Genomic DNA, 23,594 nt, shown 5'->3' with positions numbered 1-23,594 from the left:
GGACATGCACCACCCAATCGACCCCCGAATCGACCGCCGGAGCCTCCTCCAGGGCGGAGCCGCGTTCGCCGCCGCGGGCCTGCTGCCCGCCCGGACCGCGCACGCGGCCGTCGCGCGCACGGACGGCGGCGCCGATCTGATCATCCGCAACGCGCGAGTCCTCGTCCTGGACCGGCGCTTCCGCGTCGCCGAGGCGATCGCGGTGCGCGGCGGCGTCGTGCAGGCGCTCGGCCGCGCCAAGGACGTGCTCCGGCTCGCCGGTCGGCGTACCGAGGTGATCGACGCGGGCGGTGGCACGGTGCTGCCCGGCATCAACGACTCCCACTTACACCTCGGCGGCTTCGGCCTGGACTTCCCGCCCTTGAGCTACGACGTCGACACCGCGTCCGTCGGGGAGGTCGTCGAGATCGTGCGCGGCGCGGTCCAGGCGGCCACCGCCCCCGGCTCGTGGATCCGGGGCCAGGGCTGGAACGACAACCGCCTGCCCCGCCCGCCGCGCGCGTCCGACCTCGACCCGGTCTCCGGAGAGCACCCGGTGGTCCTCAGCGACTTCTCGAGGCACGCCATCGCGGTCAACTCGATCGTCCTGAGACTGGCCGGGATCACCCGGGACACCGTCCCGCCCACCGGCGGCGTCATCGAGAAGGACGCCGACGGAGAGCCCACCGGCGTCCTGCGCGAGACCGCGCAGGACCTGGTGAGCCGGCTGATCCCGCCCTTCACCGACGAGGAGGTCTCCCAGGGCATCGACAACGGGATCCGCATCCTCCAGAGCCTGGGCATCACCAGCGTCACCGAGCCGGGGATCAGCCTCCAGCGGCTGGCGCTGTACGAGAAGAAGGCCCGCGAGGGCGCGCTGGGCCTGCGCCTGACCGCCCTGCTCGCGGGCGGCACGGATCCGCGGCAGCTCCGCGAGACGCTGGCCGCCTACCGCCCCATCAAGGGGCTGGACCCGCGCCGCCTGCGCGTCGCGGGCGTCAAGATCTTCGCCGACGGCATCCCCACCGCCGCGAAGACCGCGTGGTTACACGAGCCCTACCTCGACGGCAGCAACGGCAGCCTGGTCATCGCCGGCTCCACCCTGCGGGAGCAGATCGCCAACCTGCACGAGCTCATCGCCATCGCCCACGCCCGGGGGTTCCAGGTCGGCACGCACGCGACCGGCGACGCCACCATCGACGCGGTCGTGGCCGGCTACGTCAAGGCGCTGCGCGGCGGCCGGCCCGGCGGCGACCCGCGCCACTACGTGATCCACGGCGACCTCACCCCCAAGGCGACCCTGCGGAGGATGGCCGAGCGCGGCATCGGCGTGAACATGAACGCCACGATCAAGTACCTGCTGGGCCGCACGCTCGACCCCGTGCTCGGCGCCGCCCGCACCGACTACCAGTGGCCCTACCGCACCGCCCTCGACCTGGGCGTCCGCGTCTCCAGCGCCTCGGACGCCTCGGTGACCTTCCCCAGCTGGCTGCAGGGCGTCCAGAGCGCCGTGCTGCGCGAGGGACGCTTCGGGGGCGTGGCCGGCGAGGCGGAGCGCATCACGGTCCGCGAGGCGCTGGCGACGTACACGCGCACGCCCGCCTGGCAGGATCACGCGGACCGGTGGAAGGGCACGCTGGAGGTCGGCATGGCCGCCGACATCTGCGTGGTCGGCGGCGAGGTCCTGGACGCCGACCCGCACGAGCTGATCAACCTGCCCATCGACGCGACCATGCTCGGCGGGGAGGTGGTGTACCGGCGTACGGATTCCACGGCCCCCGCCTCGTACGCCAGGACCGCTTCGGCGTGGAACGCCCGCGGCACCGCCTGCCTGGCCGGCGGGAACTGCTGCTGCCGCACCGCACACGCCTAGCGAGCTCCCCGAGGACCGGCGGTCTTATCAGGGCCGGCGGCGCCGGCCGCTGCGGCGCGGGGCGGGTTCGGCGCCGTCGAGCAGCTCCAGCCTGCGGTCCTCACCGTGCTCCTCCACCTGCAGGACGACCTGCCGCAACCCGTTCGCCAGCGCGCGGCAGGCGTCGTCGTCGAGCCGGGTGGTGACGAAGCTCTCCTCGGCGTTGAAGGCGGGGAAGACCCGCCGCATCAGCTCCTCGCCCTCCGCGGTGAGGCTGAGCAGCAGCAGCCTGCCGTCGGAGGGATGCTCGGCGCGTTTGACCAGCCCACGCGACTCCAGCGTGCGGACGACCCCGGTCAGCGTGCCCTTGGAGATGCCGGCCTCCTCGGCCACGTGCCGGCTCTCCGACTCGCCCCAGATCCACATCACCCACAGCACCACGAACGCGGTCCAGGACAGGTCGCTGCTGCGCAGGACCGCGTTCTCCAGGTGCTGGCGGACCGCCGCGGCGGCGCGGTAGATGTTCGCCACGACCGCCATGCTCACGTGGTTGACCGACGCGCCGCCGAGCTTCGCCTCGACCAGCTTCTCCGCCTCGGTGATGGACCGTTGCCCGGGCACCCGGCCTCCCCTCCCTTTGGACCGAAGTTCATTCGGGTCCAAATTGTATGTCGTCCACGGGCATCGCCGCCGGTGAAGGGTCAGCGGTGCGGCAGGATCGGGAGGTTGCCCCAGCCGTGTGCGATGAAGGACGGCACGTGCGGCGGCTCGCTCTCGTCCGCCGCCGGCCGGACGTCCGGGCGCGGGCAGGGCGGTGAGCGCCTCCTGGCGGGCGAGCGGGGCCCCGATGCAGCGGTGCACGCCGATGCCGAAGGCCGGGTGCTCGTCGCGTTCCTTGGCCGGGTCGAACCGGTCGGCGTCCGGGCCGTGCTGGTCGGGGTCGTGTCCGGCCGCCAGGTAGCTGGTGATGATCGCGTCGCCCGCCTCGATCCGTACCCCGCCGATCTCGATCGGCTCGATGGCGAACCGCAGCGGCAGGTTGGCGATCGACGGCGCCCGGCGCAGCGTCTCCTCGATCACCGCGTCCCAGGAGATCTCGCCCGACCGGCGCGGTGTCGGGCAAACAGGTTCGTCGGCGCCCTGGCGCGGATCGCGGACGAGCGCGAGGAAGGCGCCGGCGTGGTCGGTCGTCATCGGCTGCCACGCTCCGGAGGCCGTCATCATGCCGTGGAGGCTGCCGTTGACGAGACCGCCTTCGGCCGGCGCCGCGAAGAACCGCTCGATGATCGCCTGCCCTTGCGCGCCGAGATCCGGCAGGGCCACCGAGATCAACTGGACGCGGTCGGACGACAGACCGGAGCGCGGGCGCGACAGTTCGGGATGCCGATCGAACCAGCCCGGCGGGTCGTTCAGGAGCGTAAGCAGCCGCATGTGGGTCGAAGTACAGCTGTTGGATGTCCAACTCCGGAGCCTCCGGCATGGCGGAGTTGAGGACCGCGTTGCGCGCCAGCGGTTGCGGCAGCTCACCAGCGTGTCGTTGGTCGGCAATTCGCCTATCCGCGGCGTCGACCCCGACGTCGCGCCCTACCTCGGGCGGACCGGCCTGCACTGGGCGATCCCGGGTGGTCATCTCGAGGTGATCCGCCTGCTTCTGGAGCGCGGTGCCGACCCGTCCATCCGCGACGATCTCCTCCAGATCGACGCCGACGGCTGGCTGCACATGTCCCACGCAGCTCACCCGCACGATCCCGTGACCCAGCGGATCCATGACCTGATCGAGACTCGATCGCGCTGAGCTACTGCTGAGGGCCCGGGCTGTCCACCGCGCAGATCGCCCGGTTCTGCCTCGTCTTCGAGTCCACGAGGGGACTCCACCCCCGACATTCGGGTCCGTCGGGGTACGAGTCCTCTGGACTGAGACTGTCCGTAGGCGTGTCGCATGAGGGACGCGGGTCCGCCGGGTCGCCACCTGCGACAAGCGAAAAGAGGCCAACGCTCAGCTGCTGGCGGCGGCGGTCTTCGCGGTGGTGGAGGCGGTGGCTTGGGCGCGGTCCCCGCCCTTCGTCCTGCCTGGAGGACCCCTTGCCACCGCCTGGCCCTATGTCCGTAGCAGCTGCACTCCCTTGTCGCCGCTCAGATCACGCTGACGGAACGCCCGATTCGCGACACTGCGGACCAGCTTTTCCAACCGAAGCCGCCGGCCTGTCACGGGCTTCCTGGCAGCTACGCGAACGAGACGAGCTTTCGATCAGCCATTACGTCACGCCCTCGTCCTCCGTCCTGCTGGGCGCACGGAGGGCTGAGGTCAAAGGGCGACGGTCCACGCGCGAACGACATGGCAGCCATTTGGCTGGCCATAGACCGAGGAAGTCGGCCCGAACTGCTGCTCTGTGCTCTTGTACACCACCGGGCCGTCGATGTTTCTTGTGTACGGCCAGTGGGCCGAGTTGCATTCGACCACTACGCGATAGTTGCCGTAGCCTTCGTAGCAGGTGGTTTGTCCCACGTTGCGGGTGGTGTCGACGCTCGGCTCGCAACGCCATACTTCAGCCTGAGCAGCTGGGACCCCCAGCACGGACGTGAGGCAGAGGACCGTGCCAAGCATTGTCGTGCTGATCATTGCCTTTTTGACAGGCTTCATATTTTCCTTACTCGTACTTCGGGATCGTGGACTTACCGCGTTCCGCACCCAGATCGCATGGCCCGTCGCGGAACGTCATCACTCGTAACCGGGAACGGCCATCCCGCTCATCGCGCTGCTGGGTGCGCCTTACATTGAACCGGGGAACATGGCCTGCGACTATCCGAGCCGCGTCCCGAGGATCGCGCTTTTCGGATAGAGGCCCGCCCCTGGCCTCGGTGGCTCAGCTGCGGACTGCATGGTCCCATCCGTCGCAGGACACCCTTTACCGGGGCGGCAGCGGCTTACGTGGCTCGGGCCAGACCGAGGCCAGCGCCTTCTCCACCGTACGGAAGCCCAAGTGAACCGCCGACCACCGTCACCCTCCGGAGCCAGAATCCGATCACCCAAGGTCATCACATGACAACATCGGCCCAGTTAAATGCGAAGACCCCCTTTAGGCGATCCCGCGGTACGTCTTCGCTGTATGTATCGAGCGCGACACAGGCCGCCCACTCATCCCCTATTGGACGGTGTTGTGCGTTGCGGGAGGTGTCCCGGTCATGCTCCGCGACCCGAACACAACGCACCGCCGGTTGCAAGCGTCGTTCCGACGAATGATTGATTCCATCACTGGGGATTAGGCTTCAGGCAATCCAGCTTTGGCCATATCGCGCGGGCCTTGCGGTTCCCCACCATGAACGCCTCCAGGCGGCTACCGCTTTCCTGGCATGCTGTTGTCCCCTCGGGTTTTCACCATCAGGTAGGCCAGGTGACCCATGAACCTCCTCCCGAGTTCATCCCGACCGCGCCGGGGATACAGCAAAGCGCCTCACGGCGCACAAGCACATCAATGCTCTCACCGCAAGCCATCGGGCGCTGTTACTTCTCAGCGACATCGCCTTCAATCGGAAACGATCGATTTCGCAGCAGGCCGGCAAACGCTGTCACATGTCACCGACAAAACCAGCGAGCCCTTCACCGGCTATACCGACGGCATTTATGGTGTGGCGTTCAGCCCGGACGGGCGGACCCTGGCCACCGGAAGCAAGGACGGCACCGCCCGGCTATGGGATCTGAGGAAATTGCGATCCTCATCAGGAGGAACTGCAGACGCACGTCGTCCTCCAGGACGCTGTCTCTCAACCCTCCTGTCTGTCGCTTTGATCCTTCGTGTAAGGGCGGGAGCTGGGACGCCAAGATCAAGGACTGGAGCTTGCCGGGATACCCTGGCTTCCAGAGTCGGCCCGGCCCCGGAGCGGTGTGGCAGCTGCCGCGCGTCACCTCGGGCGCTGTGAGCGGGCTTGGGCCACCGACCGGGTGGTCCCGGGAGAAGCGGGGGGACATGCGATTTCTGGAGCGGGAACGTGCCACAGTGGCGAAGCTGCTGCCGGGGCTGGATGAGAGTCTGCGGGCGTTACCTCTCATAGAGCTGGAGGGGCCGAGTAGCCCCGGCATCCAGATCTTCCGCGACAGCGGCGGCCCCGGGCTGCTCGCGCCGAGCTCCCAGCAGGGGCGGGGAGCCACCGCCCTGGACGCGCTGCGGGTGCAGCGCGCATTGGGTAGCAGGACACCGTCGCTGGCCGTGGCCACCACCATGCACCACTTCTCGATGGCCACCTTGATCGGTCTGGCCCCTGCCGAGGGTGACCTGGGATCGATGCTTGTCGAGGGGGTGGCCTCCGGCAACCAGCTCATGACGTCCGGCTTCGCCGAGGAGCGCCCCGACGCCGGAATCCTTTCCCCCTCGATGACCGCCACGGAGGGGCCCGACGGGATGCTGATCAACGGGGTGACGCGCCCATACAGGCTGGCCCGGTCGATGGATGTGCTCATCGCCAGTGTCATGGTCTCCCGCTCGGACGGCCAGGGCGAGGAACTGGCGGTGGCGCTGGTATCCGCCGAAAGCGAGGGTGTGAGCGTCAGCGAGGCGGGGGCGGAGAGCGATCAGGTCACCCTCGACAACGTACTGGTGCCGCCGGAGCTGCTGGTGCGGACCTCGGACTCCGACGGGCGGCTGGACGTACTGCTGACCGCGGGCTTCGCCTGGTTCCAGCTGCTGATGACCGGCAGCCACCTCGGGGCCGCCGGCGCACTGGTCGAGCGGGTGCTGCTCGACCACCGGGTGCCCGAGTCCGAGCGGGTCGGGCTGCTGGTGGAGGCCGAGGGCGCGATGTCGGCCGCGGAGGGCGTCGCCCGCCGGATCGACGACGGCGGCCCGGACGAGTCGACGCTCGCCCACTCGCTCTACGTCCGGTATTGCGTGCAGGACGCCCTCTCCCGGATAGTCCCGCGCGCGGTCGAACTGCTCGGCGACCTCGACTCCACGGCCTCCGACGAGGTCGGCCACCTCGCCACCTACGTCAACGGGCTGGCCCTGCATCCGCCGGCACGGTCTCAGATGACCGGTCCGCTGGCGGCGTACCTGGCCGACGGGCCGCTCACCATCGCCTGATCCCATGGGTGTGTTCTTGGCGTGCCCTCTGGATCATCAGCCGAGAGGATGACAGACATCTTCTCAACAGACGCCCCCAGCGGCCCCGCCCTCCGCGCGATGGGCGAGCTGATGACCATGACCGACCGATGACCCGCCCCCTGCCTCCCGCGCGCATAGGGGTAGACCGGCCCGGAAAGTCCCCGAAACCCTCCCCCCTTCCAGAGGAAACCCAGCACGAAGAGAGCCCCCCGGCCCCTCAAAAAAGCCGCCGAGCCGCAGGTGGGATCCGGTCGGGCCGACCCGAGCGGTGGGCCCAAAGGCCGTTGCCCGGCCCCCGAGTCCTCGGGGGCCGGGCAACGGCCTTCATAAACGCCCATCAGCGCATCAACCAACTGCCGAACCGCCACGACAAGAGCGCGGCAGAAACAGCGACATCAACCTGGTACGTCACAGATAGAGCGGTCGCCGGGGCAGTGTTCAGGGCCTCGTGCAGGGGGCGGAGGCCGATGCCGCAGTCGGCGACGATGCCCGACCTCTCCAGCGGCGGCGCGGCATCAAGGCCACCATCCCCAGCGGGAACGCATCCGGGGTGGCAATTCCACGGCCCGCGGTCAGTTCCGGGGTGCGATGCGGTAGGCCCGGATGACGGTCTGCTCGACGGTGTTGCCCGCGGTGTCGGCGGCCTTGGCGCGCAGCGAGACGAACCCCTCCGCAGCCGGGTGGTTCACCGTGACCTGGCCCTCGCGGATTTGGGCCGGGCTCCAGGTGGCGCCGTCGTCGAAAGAGACCTCCACGGTGAGGTCGCGCACCTCGCCGGCGGTCGAGCCCTGCTGTCGTTCCACGCGGACCGGTACCCGGTAGGTTTCGCCGCTGGGTGCGGTGTTACGGGTATCCAGCGCGGGGGAGAAGCGGACGACGGAGACCGGCAGCGGATTGTCGTCCTCGGTGTGCTCGGAGCGGAATGTCCAGGCGGCCGAGTTGCGGGTCGTCAGGGTGGCGGGTGCGCCCCGCTCGGTCTCCACGACCAGCCGGTAGTTCGCTGCGCCCGGTGGGACGCGGAACCCCTTTCCTCCCAGTTCGGAGTGTTCGGCGACCAAGACGCCGTCGCGGTAGAGCGCGACGCGCGCCCGGGTGGTAACCGACCAGCCGGCGTGACCGGCGCCGTCGCCGTACATGGGCACATTCGCCCGGATGGAGTCCCCGGAGCGGGTGAGCACGCCGGGGTCCTCGCCCCTCGCCAGGACGGGAGAGAAGACGCCCAGGTTCCACGATTCCCGGTAGGCGCGACCGGGTGTGTAGCCGGTGAGGCGTGACTCGAAGGCGGTCTCACCGCTCTCGGTGTCCTCCCAGAAGTAGCGGCGCCACTTCGCTCCGCCGTCGACGTTGACGTACTCGGTGCGTGTGGACGGCGTGGTGAACGTCGTCCCGGTCAGAAGGTCGGAGATCGGGCCGCCGGGCGGCTGGGCGGCGACGGCGGCGCGGCCCCTGCCGCCGGTCAGGTGGGCGGCATAGGTGGTGTGGACGGCCGCCAGATCACGGCGGGCTACCTCGCGGCGGAACCCGGTGACCATGCCGCCCTTGTGAAACCACGCGAGCCGGTAGATGCGGGAGCCGCCGCGCAGCGCCCACGTCCCGGTGATCTGGGTCAGCGACCCGTCGTAGGCCCGGTCGGGGCCGAGCTGCGCGGTCGCCAGGTTCTCGAACCTGTCCGACGCGAGGGGATAGGAGGCCTTCCCGTCGCTGAAAGTGACCTGGGCGCCGACCGGCCCGGCCGACGGGTCGGGCACGGTGACCGAGATCGGCTTGCCCAGGCGGGCGTCCAGGTCGAGGGTCTGGTTCTCGGCAAGGTCGAGGCCGGGGTGGATCAGCTGGGTGGCGTGGTCGCCGTCGAACAGGGTGCTCCTGATCATCCAGCCGCCCTTGGGCAGGCGGAGCGTGACGGTGCCGTCGCCGGGGTCTTGCACGGTGATTTCTTTGACGATGCCGGAGAGGTCGGTCCGGTGCAGCGTGGTGAGGAAGTCGGCGGCCGGGGTGCCGTCGCGGCCGGTGTGCTTGAGCGTCAGCGCGTAGGTCTCCTTCTCGTTCTCCAACGCCAGCGGCGTGCTGACCCGAACGTCACCGTCGGTGGCGACGAGGTAGCCGCCGAGGTGGCCCACCGGGGCCGCCGCGGTTTCGGCGGTGACCGAGACGTCGGCTTGCCCGCCCGCGGGCACCGTCACGGTCGTGGGATTCACGGTGAACGGCTTCGCGTCGCCCTGGTTCTCCACGGACAGCTCCAGCGTCACCGGTGCGGCACCGTGGTTGCGGTAAGTGACCTGGCGCGTGAGGGGCTCGTCGTCGTCGTGCGGCCACTGCTGCACGCCGAAGCCGACGCCGCCGGGCTCGGCGGTGACCGCCTGGGCTGTGGCCCGCCCCACGTCGACCCGGCCGGTGCCCTGGTCGAAGACGCCCGCTGCCGGGTTGGGCGATGCCGATCCCATCAGCGCCGCCTTAAGCGTGCCCGCGCTCCAGTCCGGATGCTGCCCGGCCAGGATCGCGGCGGCCCCGACGACGTGCGGGGTGGACATCGAGGTGCCGGACATCGCGACGTAGGAGCCCTCGCCGAACGGCGCGTCCTTGGCGCGGGCGGCGAGGATGTCCACGCCAGGCGCGGTGATCTCAGGTTTGAGCGCCGAGTCGGCGGCGCGCGGCCCCTTGCTTGAGAATTCGGCCAGCTCGTCGGACTTGGTGACGGCCCCCACAGCCAGGGCCGCATCGGCGCTGGCCGGCGACTCCACCGAGCGCTCGTTGCCGCTGTTGCCCGCGGCGACCACGAAGAGCATGCCGTAGCGCTGGGTGAGCGTCGCCACCGCTGACTCCAGCGGATCGATCTCGGGGGTGTCGGTGCCGCCCAGGCTCAGGTTGACCATCTTCGCGCCCTGCTCGCCCGCCCACTGCATGCCCGCCAGGATCGCCGACTCCTCGCAGAAGCTCACGCAGACCTTCCCGGCCAGGATGCTGACCCCGGGTGCGACCCCCTTGTACGTCCCTCCAGAGGCGGCGCCGCTGCCGGCGATGGTGGAGGCGATGTGGGTGCCATGCCCGTTGCGGTCGACGGCGTCGGAGGATCCGGTGAAGTCGGCCTGCGCGCTCACCCGACCGGCCAGGTCGGGGTGCGTGGCGTCCACACCGGTGTCGAGCACCGCCACCTTCACCCCGGCGCCGGTGTATCCCCGCTCCCATGCGACGGGTGCGCCGATCTGCTTGACACTGGTGTCCAGCGTCGGCTTGCGCAGGCCGTCCAGCCAGATCTTCGTCGCTCCGCCGGACAGAGCCCGCCCGCCGCCGACGACGCCTTGCCAGAACCGGGCCCGGTCCTGCGTCGCGGCCCGTACGGCCAGGCCGGACACCGCGCCCAGCTCCCGCGTAACGCGGGCGCCGTTCTCAGCCATCGCCGAGCGTAGCCCACCCGCGAGCGCCGGGCCGGAGCCGGTCACGATGAGCGGCAAGTCCTCGCGGCGGTCGTCGTAGCCGAACGCCACGAGCGTCGCCACGTCGAACAGTCGCGGATCGAGCCGTCCCCGGCGCACCAACGCGGCGGCGTCGCTGGGTAAGACCCGCAGCCGCCCATCCCGCTCATCGATGGCGAAGGAGACCCCGGTACGGCCCGCACCCCGCTCGACCAGGACGCCACCACCCGGGCCGCTCAGCGTCACCCGGTCGCCGGTGATCAGCGTGACCGTGACAGGAGCGGCGGCCGGCGCGGGCCCGTCCTCGGCCATCGCCGCCCCCGGCGCGGTGAGCGCCAGCACCATGGCCCCCGCCAGTAGCGAAAATCTGCTTCTCATATCCTCTTCCAGCCGGTGTCCCTGTGATCCGCCTCGAATGACGGATCACCTGTACTCCACCGGTAGCGGCGGTGACTTTCACGGGCCGTGAAAGCGGAACGCCTCATCGGTTGAGTAGGGGATGTGACTGCCAATTTCCACGGGGGACGATCAGCGATGAGGCTCTGGTGGAGCTGTCGCGCCGGACACCTGAACGGTTCGGTGAGATCTACGACCGGTACGCCTCCAGGGCAGGGGGCGTGTCAGTTGCCGTTTGTCCTTGCTCACCTGCGGATCGAGGATCAGCTGCTTGAGCAGAGCGTGCCGGGTGACGGCCCAGGCCGGGATGCCTCCAGCGAGCTCTACGAGGACCAGGGGGCCGAGGTCACGTAGCCGGCGGACCTCGCCGGGGAGGTCGGCGCCGACGGGGTCGAGGGCGACGGGGGCTGCGTTGCCCACGGGGATTCTCCTGGCCGATCAGGGCGAATGGGGGTGTAACGCACCGGCAGGTGTGCCAGCGCGCGGTGGAACGGGCCGGGCCGCCAGGGCAGTTCCTCCCGTGGCACGGTGAGTTCGAGGTCGCACAGGTGAGAGGTCAGGCGTTCGATCGCGGTCATGGCGATGAGCACGGCCGGGTCGCTGGCCGGGCAGCGGTGCGGCCCGGCGCCGAAGCCCAGGTACGCGCCGCCGTCGGAGCGCAGCTCCTCGGGAACGTTGGTGGGCTCGGTGTTGGCCGCGGCGTAGGAGACGAGGACCAGCTCGGCCGGCTGGATCCAGGTGCCGTGGAAGTGCACGGGCTGGCGCACGAAGTAGGGGCCGTAGTTCGACATGGCGGGCTCGGCGCGCAGGGCCTCCATCAGGGCGTCGTACGTGCTGAGCGCGCCGTTGGTCAGCGAGCTGTAGTAGCGGTCGTCGCTGACCATCCGGGAGATCGTGTTGGAGATCAGGTTGGCCGTGGGCTCGTAGCTGGCGGCCATCACCAGCACGATGTTCTGCGCCAGCTCGTCGGGGTTCAGCGCGGCCGGATGGTCGATGAACCAGGAGGTCAGGTCGTCGCCCCGCTGGGCGTACTTGGCCTGGATCAGCTCGCCGATGTAGCGGCTGAACGCGTCGCTGCCCCGCGCGGCCGTCTCGCCGTCGGCCTCCATCAGGTCCGCCAGGGCCCTGATCAGGCCGGCGCTGTCGGAGTCGGGCCGCCCGAAGAGCAGGTTGAAGACGCGCGCCGGGATGAGCTGGGAGAACTCGGCCACCAGGTCGGCCTCGCCCTTCGCGGCGAACCGGCTGATGAGCGAGTCCGACACCTCGATCACCAGCTGGCGCAGCTTGTGCGGCTGGACCAGCTGGAAGCAGTCGGAGATCACCTTCCGGTAGCGGGCGTGGTCGGCCCCGTCGGAGAACAGCGCGTTCGGCCGGTGGCCGAGCATGGCGATCGCCCCTGCGGCCTCCGGGGTTTCGGGGAGCCGCGTCTGCCAGGCGCTGGGGTTCTTGCGCCAGACGCCGCCGGCGTTGGTGAGCACGTCCACGGCGGCCTGGTAGCCGATCACCAGGTGGGCCTCGATGCCGGGGGCGATCTCCACTGGCGCGACCGCGCCGTGCCGCCGGCGCAGCTCCGCGTAGATCGCCTGCGGGTCCCTGGCGTACTCGGGCCCGTACAGGCGCCCGGCGTCGGGCAGGTAGCGCATGGTCATGACAGCACCAGCTCTCGGATGTGCTCCACCAGCGCGATCAGCGAGGCGCGGGCGGAGGCGGGGTCGCGGGCGTCGCACACCACCAGCGGCGTGCGCGGGTCCAGGTCGAGCGCTTCGCGCACGGACTCCAGCGGGTAGTCCGGGGAGTCGGGGAAGTGGTTGACGGCCACCGCGTAGCGGATGCCGGCGTTCTCCACCAGGTCGAGGACGGCGAAACTCTCGTCGATGCGGCGGGTGTCGGCCAGTACCAGAACCCCGAGCGCGCCGCGCACCAGCTCGTTCCACAGGACCTGGAACCGGGTCTGTCCCGGTGCCCCGAACAGGTAGAGCACGACCCCTGGCAGGGTGAGGCGGCCGAAGTCGATCGCGGTGGTCGTGGTCGTCTTCTCGTTCACGCCGGTGAGGTCGTCGACCAGCGTGCCCGCCTGGGTGAGCACCTCTTCGGTGTTGAGGGGCTTGATCTCCGAGAGCGCACCCACGATGGTCGTCTTGCCCACGCCGAAGGGCCCTGCGATGACCAGCTTGACCGGGATGTGCTCGGTACTGATACGGCTGTCAGAGAGCGCGGAGGCCACTGAGCACCAACTCCAAGATCTCGATGTCGGGCAGGTCGGCGGCCGGCGGATCGCGGGTCAGCAGCGTTCCGCCGCCGACCAGCCCGGCGACCAGCAACCGCACCACGCAGTACGGCAGGCCCAGGTGCGCGGCGCACTCGTACACCGATAACGGCCCGTCCTGCAGCAGGGCCAGCAGATGTGACCCCGGCGGGTCCAGCCCGTCGGTGGCGGCGTCGGGCGTGATGTAGACCAGGGTCGTGCGCTCGACGCTGATGTGCTCGGGCACGGTCAACCTCGCGGCGGCCATGTAGTCCGGGACGACCCGCCGCCGTTGCCGTCCGGAGGTCATGTCCGGACGCCCGGCACCCTGGCCGCGCTGGCCTCGTCGAGAGCCTTGATCAGCTTCTGCACCTGCAGCTGCACCTCGTAGGCCAGCGCGCCGATGTTGACCGCCGCGGTGGCGGCGACGACGATGGCGGCGCGGTCGCCGGCCGGCGCGACGTAGTAGTAGCCGCTGCCCGCGGAGATGACGATGTCCACCACCTCGCCGTCGGCACCGTTGCTGAGGCCGTCGCACAGGGCGCGGGCGGCCCCCAGTACGGAGCTCGTCATGGCGGCGGCACGCTCACCGCTCTCGGTCGTCACATCGGCGGAGCCGCCGAGGATGAGCCCGTCACGGCTCAGCACCACGCCACGGGCGACCCCGGGCAGGGCCAGGAGGGGCGACAGGACCCAGGACACGTCGAGGGACAACGGGCGACCCTTGTTTTGAACACGGCCTGAAGCGCTGTGAGTGTCCATGGAACGGTCAATTCCCTTCGGTGATGTCGTGCTGCTCGGTCGGGAGCGCTTCGCGGCGGCCCGCTTCGGCTCCGACCTGGAAGTCTCCCCACCGCTTCTGGGCCTCCTCCGGGGTGGTGAGCAACCTGCTGTCAGGGCCCTGAGAGCCGCCTCCGGCGGGCCTGGCGCGCGGCGTCGGCGGCGCCTGGCGGCGGCGTTGCGGCAGCGGCGCCAGATCCTCCCCCGACCGCTGCTGGGGCGCCGTCGCGGGCTCGGCCCGTACGGGCTCCGGACGGGGAGCCGCTGCCACGGGCTGGACGGGCGCGGTGGTCTGCGCGGTGGTCTGCGCGGCGGCGGTCGGCGCGGCGGCCACGGGCTCCGGCCGGAGGGTCGTGCCCGCCGACGGGACGGCGGCGCGGACCGGCTCGGGCGCCAGTACCGACGGCCGGCTGTCCTCCGGCATCTCCACCAGCAGGGCGGTGGGGATGTTCAGGACGGCCTGCACGCCGCCGAAAGCGCTCTTCTTGACCGTGACCTGCATGCCGTATTGCGCGACCTGGCGGCCGATCGCGGCCCAGCCGGTGTGGGGCGGGTTGCCGAGGTCGACCAGGCGGACCTGCTGGGCGCCGCCCAGCAGGCGCGTGGCGCGGGCGTACTGGTCCTCGTTGAGGCCGACACCGGCGTCGTCGATGACGATGGCGGCGCCGCTGTTGGTCTCGTGCACGGCGATGGTCACCTTGAGCGTGCCGTGGGAGTGGTGCACCGCGTTGACCAGCAGTTCGGCGGTGATGAACAGGATCGACTCCGCGGCGCGGGCGGCGACCCCGATCCGGCGGCGCAGGTGGTTGGCCGGGCCCTCGATGCGCAGCTCGAAGTTCTCGACCCGGGAGATGGCGCCCACCACCAGGTCCACCAGATAGGTGTCGTCACGCGACAGGCCGGTCGTGGCGCCGCAGGCGATGCCGGTGACCTGCACGCGACGGATGATGAGTTCGTTGAACATGTCGAGTCCCAACACCTCGCGCAGGAGCGCCGTGTGCTCGTCGCCGCTGTAGCGCTGTTGCACGCCGGCGAGCAGGTCCTGGGCACGCAGCGCCTGGGTCTGCACGCGGGACATCGCGCCCCTGATGACGGACTGGGCCGCCTCGTCGATGCGCTCGCCCTCCTCGCGGACGCCGCGGGTGAGCGCGTCGAGGAGGGCGCGGTGCTGCCTGTCGACGTCCGTGCCGGCCAGCGCCGGGTTCTGCACGCCGGGCACGATCACGTGCGGGGCGCGCAGGTGGGACAGCAGGGCGGGAATCCGCTTCGAGATCAGGTGCTCGGTCTCGGCGCGTACGTGGTCGTGCTGGGCACGGGCTTCGCGCAGCAGCTCCGTGCTCTCCTGGGCCTGGCGCTCCGCCTGCACCAGGCGCTGGTTCCTGGCGCTGGTCTCGCGCGTGACGTGCTCCTGCGCCTGACGGGCCTGGGCGAGCTGCCCCTGGGCCTGGGCGAGATTGCGGCGTACGCGCGTGTGGAGGATCAGGACGCCCACGAGGGCGAGGGCGAGAACTACGGCAACGATCACTATCGGGACGCTGAAGGAGTCTGGCGGCATGGCAAGTCCTGGGGTCGAGGAGAGCCGGCGGGGGAGTGTCGACCGCCGAAGAGCCCGCTAGCGACGCGGGTCGGTCTCGCGCAGCGGCCGGCGTGGACCGCGTCGGCGTGGCGCGCGCCCTTCCGCGACGTCGGCACGGTTGCGTGCCTGGTGCGGCTCTGCCTGAGGCATGGCGAGGCCAAGCGACATGGGCATCCTCGGTCTGAGTGGAGCGACGGCCAAACGGGAAAACCAGTATTCCCGTTTAGTCACGATAGTCAACCGTGCGTAAGGTCGTCGGCGCGCTCAGCTGTCATGAATTGTCCGCTTTGTCTGGATTGGTGGGCGTGTGGCTGCTGAGGCTCTGCCCGGGAGGCCGGCGCATCGCCGACGCCTGCGACGTCGAGGTGCCAGCCGTGGACTACCGGCGCGCCCGAGCATCCCTGCCCCGCGGCGGTCGAGGACGTGGCCGCGGTGCTTCGCTGGGCCCGTCCGGCGGCGGTGGCCGGAGATCGCGCGCCCGCGAGCCCGCTGCTCGCGCCGGACCTGGCGGGCATGCCGCTACCGGCCCGGCTTGGGCCGCAGGGCGTCGATGAGCAGGTCGAGGAGCCGGCCGGTCTGCTCGTGGGTGTCGTAGGCCGCGGTGGCGAGGAAGATCCCGACGAGCATCGTGGCGACGTCGTGGGGATCGACGTCCGCGCGCAGTGAGCCCGTGTCGGCTCCCCTGGCGAGGATCGTCATGATCGCGGCGGTGATGCGTTCCCTGGTGGTGGAGGTCGGTATGCGGCCGGAGGCGTGGCCGGCGCGCAGCGCGTCGGCCATGCCGCGTTTCATCGCGATGAACGCCGCGTAGCGGTCCATCCAGGCGCGCAGTGCGATCTCGGGTGGGAACTGTTCGAGCAAGGCCGGGGCGCTCGTGGTGATGGCGTCGAGCTCGGCGGCGTAGACCGCCTCCACGAGCGCTTCGCGGGTGGGGAAATGGCGATAGAGGGTGCCGATCCCGACGCCCGCCTCGCGGGCGATGCGGTGCTGCGCCGGGCGATCGACCTCGGCGTCGACCACATCGACACCGCCCAGTTCTACGGCGACGGCTTCGCCAACGAGCTCCTGCGCGAGGCGATCCGGCAGCATGACGACGTCATGGTCGTCACCAAGGTCGGTGCCACCCCCGACCCCGGCGGCCCGATCCCGCTGCGGCTCGCGCATCGGCCCGAAGAACTCCGCGCCGATGTCGAGGACAACCTCATCAGCCTCGGTCTGGAGCGGATCCCGGTCGTGAACCTGCGCCGCCCGGACTCCGGCCCCGGGATACGGGCCGAAGGCGAGCAGGTGGTCGACATCGACGACCAGCTCGCCGTGCTGACGGCGATGCGCGACGAGGGCAAGATCGGCGCGATCGGGCTGAGCAGCGTCACCCTCGACGGGCTGCGCCGGGCGCTCCCCGCCGGCATCGCCTGCGTGCAGAACGCCTACAGCCTCGTCGCCCGCGACGACGAAGCCCTGCTCCAGCTGTGCCGGGCCGAGGACATCGCCTGGGTGCCGTTCTTCCCCCTCGGCGGCTCCTTTCCCCGGATGCCGAAGGTGGCCGACGAGGCGGCCGTCCTCGACGCGGCGGCCTCCCTCGGCCGCACGCCCGCGCAGATCGGCCTCGCCTGGCTGCTGCACCACGCCCCCAACACCCTGCTCATCCCCGGCACCTCCAGCATCGAGCACCTCGAGGAGAACGTCGCCGCCGGTGCCATCGCCTTCGACCGCGCCATGCTCGACACGCTCGACGCCGTCCCCTCCCGCTCGGCCGAGGTCCCGCTCGGCTGATTCCTCGGTGGCGGAGGTCCCGGTTACGGGCGGAGCAGCACTTCGATCGCGCGGCGTTCGTCCATGGCGGCGTAGGCGGCGGCGACGTCGGTCAGGGGCAGCGCTGATGCCCGCCGGCAGGGCGGCCTCCTCCCGGCGCAGCCCCTTCACCCTGCGCCGCGGGTCGTGCCCGGGGATGCCGACGTCGCCGGGAGCCACGCGGGCGCGAGGAGTCACCAGGAAATCGCGGATCCGGGCGCGAATCTCCCTGTCGTCAGCCATATCTCCAGGCTATGAGCGTGGAAGGCCCGGCTGGGAGTCCCTGTCGGTGCTCCTCACCGCGGCGAGATCCATGCGGAGGAACTCGGTGATGCGGAGCAGCCTCGGCGGGCGCGCCACCTCGTCGGGGAGGGCCTGGAACGCCTCGTCCTCCCCGACGAGGCGTGGGGCGGCGAGTTCCACCTCCTGCCCGTCGACCCGAAGCCGCGCGCCGTCGGCCGCCAGGACGTTCCGCACCCAGTCCGAGCGCGATCCGTACACCAGAACGAACAGGTAGCCGCCGTCGACGGGGTACGCGTCGAGCGGGGTGCGGTACGTCGCGCCGGAAACGCGACCGACGTGAACCAGCACCGGCCATTTCCCGCCCGAGATCGCGCGCGGGTTGAACACCCTCTTGTTCACGTGCCCCCACCATTTCGGCATCGGCATGGGAATCTCCCTCTCCCGCCCCGGCGGGGCGCGTCTTGGATCGAGCGTCGCGGACTTACAGTCGTAAGGCTGTCTTACGCTTGTAAGACTGTCAACCCGCCTACACTCCGGAGCCGTCGTGTCGCCACCACCGCAACCGCTGAGCCGAGGTCTCGTCCTGGAAGCCGCGATCCGGGTCGCGGATCGCGGCGGCGCGGAGGCGATCACCATGCGACGGGTGGCCCAGGAGCTGGGCGTGGAGGCGATGTCGCTCTACCACCACGTGCCGAACAAGGACGCGATCCTCGACGGCGTGATCGACACGGTGTTCGCGGCGATCGAGCTCCCCGGTGCCGGGTGCGACGAGTGGCGCGACGCGATCCGTGCCCGCGCCTCCTCCGCGCGTGCGGTCCTGTCGCGGCACAGCTGGGCTCTCGGCCTCATGGACTCCCGCCGCAACCCGGGGCCGGCGACGCTACGCCACCACGACGCCGTCCTCGGCGTCCTCCGGGAGGCGGGGTTCACGCTGCCGATGGCGGCGCACGCGGTCTCGCTCATCGACAGCTACGTCGGCGGGTTCGTCCTCCAGGAGGCGAACCTGCCGATGGCGACGCGGGACGATGTCGAGGAGGTGGCCGGCGGCATCCTCGAACGCCTGCCGGCGGACGAGTTGCCGTACCTCACGGAGATGATCGTCGACCACGCCCTGCGGCCGGGCTACGACCACCTGAGCGAGTTCGCGTACGGCCTGGACCTGATTCTGGACGCGCTCGAAGCTCGCCGCGGGTAGAGCCCCGGCTCGCGCGTCAACGGGCCGGGGCGTAGGCGGCCGCGGCGATCTGGACGAACGAGCGGACGAGCGGGCTGCGGTTGGCGGCGGGCCAGGCGACGACGAGAGGGCTGGGCGGCATGTCGATCAGGGGGACCGACGTGAGGCCGTCGGGGAGGGGGTGGGCGAGCGGGGCCACGCCGACGGAGCCGTTCCAGAGGACCGCCTGCAGGCACTCGTGGACGGTTCGCACGACGGTGCGCTCGCGCTGGTGATCGCCCGGCCCGCTCCAGTACGCCCGCCAGATCGGGTCGGTGCCCTCCGGCAGCTGGAACCACGGGCGATCGGCGAGCTCGCTCGAGTGCAGGCCGGCGCGGCCGGCCAGGGGGTCGTCGGCGCGGAGGACGACACCGACCGGGTCGGTACGCAGGACCTGCACGGCGATGCCCGTGTCGTCGAACGGTGCCCGGGTGAGGGCTACGTCGACCAGCCCGGAGCGCAGCCCCGTCGTCGGATCGGTCAGGTCGGCCTCACGGATGCGGATGTGCACCTCGGGATGGCGCTGGCGAAAGACGGTGGCCAGCCGGGCGCCGGCCTGCTCGGCCCTTTCGGCGAGGGTGCCGACGGTGATGGTGGCCGCGCCGGCCGCGGCGGCCACCCTGGCGCGAGCCTGATCGGCCTGTGCGAGCAGCGTGCGCGCCTCGTCGTAGAGCGTGGCCCCGGCGGGGGTGAGGGCCACCCCGCTGGGTGAGCGGTGCAGCAAGGAGTAGCCGAGATCCGTTTCGAGCTGCTTCATGGCCCTGCTCAGCGGCGGCTGGGTCATGTGCAGCCGGGCGGCGGCCCGGCCGAAGTGGAGCTCCTCGGCGACCGCCACGAAGTAGCGCAGCTCGCGTAAGTCCATCACCAGCGATGATACCGGGGCGGTATCGGGGTTGCGGAATCGGGCTTGGACGCCCCGGACCGCCCCGCGATGAACTGGACCCACCATGATCCGCAACGCACGGCACGACGCCGGCCGGGCCCAGCTCGAAGGAGCCACCATGACCGAACCCCTTGTGCAGATCACGGGTGTTCGAGAGCTCGCCCACGACCTGGTGGTCATCCCCGACCGGCGCGTGCAACTCGTCCCGAACATCGGCGTCGTCGGCGGGCGGCACTCCGTTCTCGTCGTCGAGACGGGGTTGGGGCCCCGCAACGCCGAGACCGTGCTGAACTTCGCCACCGAGTACGCCCGAGGACGCAAGCTGTACCTGACCACGACGCATTTCCACCCCGAGCACGCCTTCGGCGCGCAGGTGTTCGCCGGCGAGGCGACCTTCCTGGTCAACCGCGACCAGGCCGAGGACCTGAAGTCGAAGGGGCCCGGCTACCTCGAGATGTTCAAGGGCCTCGGCGAGGCGGTCGCGCGCGAGCTCGAAGGCGTCGAGCTCGCCCGGCCGGACATCGTCTACGACCGGGAGTACGACCTGGACCTGGGCGGGCGGGTGGTGCGGCTGCGCGCCGCCGGCCGGGCGCACAGCAGGGGCGACCAGGTGGTCCGGGTGCCGGACGCGGACGTGCTGTTCGCGGGGGACCTCGTGGAAGCCGCCCAGTTCGCCATCTTCCCGTGGTTCCCGCCGCACGACACCGACGTCTCGGGCACCCGCTGGCTCGCGGTGATGCAGCGCCTCGCCGCGGAGGGCGCGCGGACGGTCGTGCCCGGCCACGGCGACGTCGGTGACGCGCGACTGCTCGCCGACGTACGCGACTACCTCCAGCTGCTGCGCGACGAGACGTGGGCGCGCCGCGATTCGGCGATGAGCGAGGAGACGATCGTCGAGGAGATCTCGGCGTTGATGATCGAACGGCACCCGGACTGGGCCGGCCGGGAATGGATCGAGAAGGGCGTCGGCTGCCTGTGCTCCGAGCACCCCGCATGATGACCCCGGCACTCACGAAGCCGGTCTGGCCGCGCGTCCGTACCACCAGGTCAGGATGGCCGCGGCCGCGGTGAGCACGGCCGCCGGCGGCGGGAGGAGCGCGGCGCCGAGCCGCAGCACCGCGGCTCGGCGCCGATGAGCGTCAGAGCGGACTGCCCTCCTGTCCCTGTCCGCCGGTCGCCACCAGCTCGCCGGCGAAGTGGCACGCGGCCAGCTGCCCACCCGGGGTCTCGGCGAGCTGCGGCTCCTGCTCGGCGCAGATCGTGCGCTCCGGACGGGCCAGCGGGCCGATGGGGCAGCGCGTACGGAAACGGCACCCCGAGGGCGGGCTCTTCGGGCTGGGCAGGTCGCCGGAGAGCACGATGCGTTCGCGGCCGCGCACCGTGGTGTCGGGCACCGGCGAGGACGACATGAGCGCGACCGTGTAGGGATGCTGCGGGGCCGCGTAGACCGCCTCGACGGGGCCGATCTCCACGATCTTGCCGAGGTACATGACGGCGACCCGGTCGGACAGGTGCCGCACGACCGAGAGATCGTGCGCGATGAACAGGTACCCGAGGCCGAGCTCGTCGCGCAGCGACTCCAGCAGGTTGATGATCTGCGCCTGGATCGACACGTCCAACGCCGACACCGGCTCGTCGCAGATCAGCACCTGCGGCTCGACGGCCAGCGCGCGGGCGATGCCGATGCGCTGCCGCTGCCCGCCGGAGAAGGCGTGCGGATAGCGGTCCAGGTGCGACTCGTTCAGGCCGACCCGGCGGATGAGCGCGTTCGCCTCCGCGGCCCGCTCGGCGATCGGCACGCCACGCATGTCGAGCGCCTCGTCGAGCGACTGCCTGATCGTGCGGCGCGGGTTGAGCGACGCGTACGGGTCCTGGAACACGTACTGCACCGTGGAACGCAGCGCCTTGGCGCCGGCGGGGGAGAACGCGTCGACGCCCGCGGACCCGACGCGGACCACGCCCCCGGCCGGCCGGTTGATCCCGACGACCGTCCTGGCCAGCGTCGACTTGCCGCATCCGGACTCGCCGACCAGGCCCAGCGTCTCTCCGCCGGCGACCGTCAGGCTCACCCCGTCCACGGCGTACACCGGCTCCGACCGCCCGAACAGGCTTCTGCGGCCGGAGGCGACGTCGACCCGGAGGTTCTCCACGGTCAGCAGCGGGGTCCGGGCCTGTTCGGCCCGCGCGCCCGGGTCGCCGGGGACCAGCGTGAGCGGGGGGATGGGCGCGCCCTGGTGGGTCACCCAGCACGCGGCGGCGTGCCCCGCCGTGGCCAGGGGCAGCAGCTCGGGGACCTCGGTGCGGCAGCGATCCTCGGCCAGCCGGCAGCGCGGGTGGAAGGCGCAGCCGGGCGGCAGCGCGGCGGGGTCCGGCGGGGCGCCGGGGATCGCCGGCAGCCGGTTCCCGCCCGCGGCGTCCATCCGCGGCATGGCCTTGAGCAGGTCGGCGGTGTACGGGTGCTCCTGACGCGCGAAGATCGTCTCGACCGGTCCCCGCTCCACGACCCGGCCGCCGTACATGACGACGACGTCGTCGCACATCTCGGCGACCACGCCCATGTCATGGGTGATCATGAGTACGGCGATGCCCAGCTCGTCGCGCAGCTGCGTGAGCAGGCGCAGGATCTGCGCCTGGATGGTGACGTCCAGAGCCGTGGTCGGCTCGTCGGCGATCAGCAGCGACGGCGAGCTCGCCAGCGCGATGGCGATCACGGCGCGCTGCCGCATGCCTCCGGAGAACTGGTGCGGATAGTCGTCGATCCTGCGAGCGGCGTCCGGGATCCCGACCTGCCGGAGCAGTTCGAGCGCCCGAGCGCGGGCCGCGCGCTTGCCCGTGCCGTGCACGGTGAGGGCCTCGACGATCTGGGCGCCCACGGTCAGGACGGGGTTGAGCGCCGACTGCGGGTCCTGGAACACCATCGCGATCTCGGCGCCGCGGATGCGGCGCATCTCCTCCTCGGACAGGCCGAGCAGGTCGCGGCCGCCGAAGCGGATCTCGCCGGCGGCGATCCGGCCGGGCTCGGGCACCATCCGCAGGATCGAGCGGGCGGTCACCGACTTGCCCGAGCCGGACTCGCCGACCACGCCGAGGATCTGGCCGGGTCGCAGGGTGAGGCTGACGTCGTTGACGGCGTGGACGACGCCCGCAGCGGTCGCGAACTCGGTGCGCAGCCCGCGGACCTCGAGCAGCGCGCCGGCGTCGTGCGGCGCCGGGGCCGCCGGCGCGACGCCATGGGGATGGGTGGTCATTTCCGCAGCACCGCCTTGTTGAGCGCGTTGGACAGCAGGGTGAACGCCAACGCGAGGAGCAGCAGCACCAGGCCGGGCCCGAGCACGTACGCGGGGTGCACCTCGATGTAGCGGGCACCGACATTGAGCATCGCGCCCAGCGACGGGACGGGCGGCTTGATGCCGAGACCCACGATGCTCAGGCCGGACACGATGAAGATCGCGACCACCATGTAGACGGCGGCGCCGACGACGATCGGGTCCATGATGTTCGGCAGCACGTGCCGCACCAGAACGGTGCGCTTGCGCACGCCGAGCACCTTGGCGGCCAGCACGTACTCGCGCTCCTGCTCGACCTGGAGCCCGGCCCTCGACAGCCGCCCGAACCCGGGCAGGCCGCTGATCAGCACGGCCACGAACAACGAGAGCCAGCCCGTGCCGAGCACGAGGACGACGCTCATGCCGAGCACCAGCCCCGGGAAGCCGAGGATGATGTCGAGCGCGCGCTGCATCGCGGCGCCGAGCAACCGCGAGACCACGCCGCACAGGCCCATGAGCGTCCCGACGGCGGCGCTCACCGGCACCGCGGTCAGGATCAGGCTCAGATCAGTACGAAGGCCGTAGACCGTGCGGGCGAGGATGTCGCGGCCCAGCTCGTCGGTGCCCATCCAGTGCGCGGCCGAGGGACCGGCCAGCGAGTCGCTGCCCTGGTGGTCGTAGCCGCCGGGGAACAGGACCGGTGCCAGCAGGGACAGCGCGACGAGGGCCAGCAGCAGCCCCGCGCCGAACGCTCCGCGCGGGGTGCGCAGCGCGGTGAGGTACTGCCGCAGCGCCCCGCCGCCGGCCCGGCGCGGCACCGCCGGCCGGGGTGCCGCGGGTGCGGTGGACGTGGTGGTCATGGTT

20 protein-coding genes and 1 pseudogene are annotated in these 23,594 nt (G+C 71.1%); 7 read left to right on the top strand and 14 right to left on the bottom strand.

All coding sequences use genetic code 11. The features are described from left to right. Positions 1–4: 4 nt before the first annotated feature. Positions 5–1,852, top strand: coding sequence for an amidohydrolase (locus ACIBQ1_RS37850; protein ID WP_397284435.1), 1,848 nt, complete (start codon positions 5–7; stop codon positions 1,850–1,852). Between the two features lie 27 nt (positions 1,853–1,879). On the opposite strand, the gene ACIBQ1_RS37845 is transcribed toward ACIBQ1_RS37850, so the two are convergent. Continuing rightward, the gene (locus tag ACIBQ1_RS37845) at positions 1,880–3,262 is read right to left on the bottom strand and encodes a cytochrome P450 (protein WP_397284433.1); all 1,383 of its coding nucleotides are present in this window, start codon (positions 3,260–3,262) and stop codon (positions 1,880–1,882) included. Between ACIBQ1_RS37845 and ACIBQ1_RS37840 the strand changes: the two genes are divergently transcribed. Further along, positions 3,261–3,626 carry a hypothetical protein gene (locus ACIBQ1_RS37840; RefSeq protein WP_397284431.1) on the top strand — a complete coding sequence of 122 codons (366 nt, stop codon included), beginning with the start codon at positions 3,261–3,263 and terminating at the stop codon, positions 3,624–3,626. The two genes, ACIBQ1_RS37845 and ACIBQ1_RS37840, sit on opposite strands and share 2 nt — an antisense overlap. 510 nt (positions 3,627–4,136) lie before the next feature. On the opposite strand, the gene ACIBQ1_RS37835 is transcribed toward ACIBQ1_RS37840, so the two are convergent. Beyond that, positions 4,137–4,472, bottom strand: coding sequence for a hypothetical protein (locus ACIBQ1_RS37835; RefSeq protein WP_397284429.1), 336 nt, complete (start codon positions 4,470–4,472; stop codon positions 4,137–4,139). Positions 4,473–5,230: 758 nt separating this feature from the next. Between ACIBQ1_RS37835 and ACIBQ1_RS37830 the strand changes: the two genes are divergently transcribed. After that, complete coding sequence (locus ACIBQ1_RS37830) at positions 5,231–5,749, top strand: WD40 repeat domain-containing protein (protein ID WP_397284427.1); 519 nt, start codon at positions 5,231–5,233, stop codon at positions 5,747–5,749. A gap of 47 nt (positions 5,750–5,796) precedes the next feature. Further along, positions 5,797–6,906 (top strand): hypothetical protein, encoded by a 1,110-nt coding sequence (locus ACIBQ1_RS37825; protein ID WP_397284425.1) that lies wholly within the window; start codon positions 5,797–5,799, stop codon positions 6,904–6,906. Positions 6,907–7,499: 593 nt separating this feature from the next. On the opposite strand, the gene ACIBQ1_RS37820 is transcribed toward ACIBQ1_RS37825, so the two are convergent. From ACIBQ1_RS37820 to ACIBQ1_RS37785, 8 genes and pseudogenes are all read right to left on the bottom strand, one after another. Further along, positions 7,500–10,715: a S8 family serine peptidase gene (locus ACIBQ1_RS37820; RefSeq protein ID WP_397284423.1), complete on the bottom strand. Its 3,216-nt coding sequence runs from the start codon at positions 10,713–10,715 to the stop codon at positions 7,500–7,502. Between the two features lie 341 nt (positions 10,716–11,056). Further along, positions 11,057–12,382: a cytochrome P450 gene (locus ACIBQ1_RS37815; protein WP_397284421.1), complete on the bottom strand. Its 1,326-nt coding sequence runs from the start codon at positions 12,380–12,382 to the stop codon at positions 11,057–11,059. After that, on the bottom strand, positions 12,379–12,957 hold the full coding sequence (locus tag ACIBQ1_RS37810) for a GTP-binding protein (protein WP_397284419.1): 579 nt from the start codon (positions 12,955–12,957) through the stop codon (positions 12,379–12,381). Before ACIBQ1_RS37810 ends, ACIBQ1_RS37815 begins: the two co-directional genes overlap by 4 nt. Beyond that, the gene (locus ACIBQ1_RS37805) at positions 12,938–13,288 is read right to left on the bottom strand and encodes a DUF742 domain-containing protein (protein WP_397284417.1); all 351 of its coding nucleotides are present in this window, start codon (positions 13,286–13,288) and stop codon (positions 12,938–12,940) included. The genes ACIBQ1_RS37810 and ACIBQ1_RS37805 overlap by 20 nt, the downstream gene beginning before the upstream one ends. Next, on the bottom strand, positions 13,285–13,692 hold the full coding sequence (locus tag ACIBQ1_RS37800) for a roadblock/LC7 domain-containing protein (RefSeq protein ID WP_397284415.1): 408 nt from the start codon (positions 13,690–13,692) through the stop codon (positions 13,285–13,287). The genes ACIBQ1_RS37805 and ACIBQ1_RS37800 overlap by 4 nt, the downstream gene beginning before the upstream one ends. Positions 13,693–13,747: 55 nt before the next feature. Next, positions 13,748–15,283 (bottom strand): hypothetical protein, encoded by a 1,536-nt coding sequence (locus ACIBQ1_RS37795; RefSeq protein ID WP_397284413.1) that lies wholly within the window; start codon positions 15,281–15,283, stop codon positions 13,748–13,750. A 570-nt stretch (positions 15,284–15,853) separates the two neighbouring features. Next, on the bottom strand, positions 15,854–16,249 hold the full coding sequence (locus ACIBQ1_RS37790; protein WP_397284638.1) for a hypothetical protein: 396 nt from the start codon (positions 16,247–16,249) through the stop codon (positions 15,854–15,856). Positions 16,250–16,273: 24 nt separating this feature from the next. Beyond that, positions 16,274–16,354, bottom strand: a pseudogene (locus tag ACIBQ1_RS37785) (hypothetical protein); the annotation flags it as partial. Between ACIBQ1_RS37785 and ACIBQ1_RS37780 the strand changes: the two are divergent. Further along, positions 16,319–17,107 carry an aldo/keto reductase gene (locus ACIBQ1_RS37780; protein WP_397284411.1) on the top strand — a complete coding sequence of 263 codons (789 nt, stop codon included), beginning with the start codon at positions 16,319–16,321 and terminating at the stop codon, positions 17,105–17,107. The pseudogene ACIBQ1_RS37785 and the gene ACIBQ1_RS37780 overlap by 36 nt on opposite strands. Positions 17,108–17,377: 270 nt before the next feature. On the opposite strand, the gene ACIBQ1_RS37775 is transcribed toward ACIBQ1_RS37780, so the two are convergent. Then, positions 17,378–17,794 (bottom strand): nitroreductase family deazaflavin-dependent oxidoreductase, encoded by a 417-nt coding sequence (locus ACIBQ1_RS37775; protein WP_397284409.1) that lies wholly within the window; start codon positions 17,792–17,794, stop codon positions 17,378–17,380. Positions 17,795–17,912: 118 nt separating this feature from the next. Here ACIBQ1_RS37775 and ACIBQ1_RS37770 point away from each other — a divergent pair, with 118 nt between their 5' ends. Then, a complete protein-coding gene (locus ACIBQ1_RS37770; RefSeq protein ID WP_397284407.1) occupies positions 17,913–18,563 on the top strand; it encodes a TetR/AcrR family transcriptional regulator in 651 nt (216 codons plus the stop codon). 16 nt (positions 18,564–18,579) lie between these two features. On the opposite strand, the gene ACIBQ1_RS37765 is transcribed toward ACIBQ1_RS37770, so the two are convergent. Continuing rightward, positions 18,580–19,443, bottom strand: coding sequence for a LysR family transcriptional regulator (locus ACIBQ1_RS37765; protein WP_397284405.1), 864 nt, complete (start codon positions 19,441–19,443; stop codon positions 18,580–18,582). A 139-nt stretch (positions 19,444–19,582) separates the two neighbouring features. Between ACIBQ1_RS37765 and ACIBQ1_RS37760 the strand changes: the two genes are divergently transcribed. Beyond that, positions 19,583–20,461, top strand: coding sequence for an MBL fold metallo-hydrolase (locus tag ACIBQ1_RS37760; RefSeq protein ID WP_397284403.1), 879 nt, complete (start codon positions 19,583–19,585; stop codon positions 20,459–20,461). Between the two features lie 142 nt (positions 20,462–20,603). Here ACIBQ1_RS37760 and ACIBQ1_RS37755 read toward each other — a convergent pair whose 3' ends face one another. Both ACIBQ1_RS37755 and ACIBQ1_RS37750 read right to left on the bottom strand, forming a co-directional pair. Beyond that, complete coding sequence (locus tag ACIBQ1_RS37755) at positions 20,604–22,712, bottom strand: dipeptide ABC transporter ATP-binding protein (protein ID WP_397284401.1); 2,109 nt, start codon at positions 22,710–22,712, stop codon at positions 20,604–20,606. Further along, positions 22,709–23,590 carry an ABC transporter permease gene (locus ACIBQ1_RS37750; RefSeq protein ID WP_397284399.1) on the bottom strand — a complete coding sequence of 294 codons (882 nt, stop codon included), beginning with the start codon at positions 23,588–23,590 and terminating at the stop codon, positions 22,709–22,711. Before ACIBQ1_RS37750 ends, ACIBQ1_RS37755 begins: the two co-directional genes overlap by 4 nt. Positions 23,591–23,594 lie beyond the last annotated feature (4 nt).

Origin of the sequence: Nonomuraea sp. NPDC050153, from assembly GCF_044460125.1 — a bacterium.
In the GTDB taxonomy this organism is placed as follows: domain Bacteria; phylum Actinomycetota; class Actinomycetes; order Streptosporangiales; family Streptosporangiaceae; genus Nonomuraea.
The sequence above is the reverse complement of the archived record's forward strand: the minus strand, read 5'-3'. Positions and strand labels throughout refer to the sequence as shown.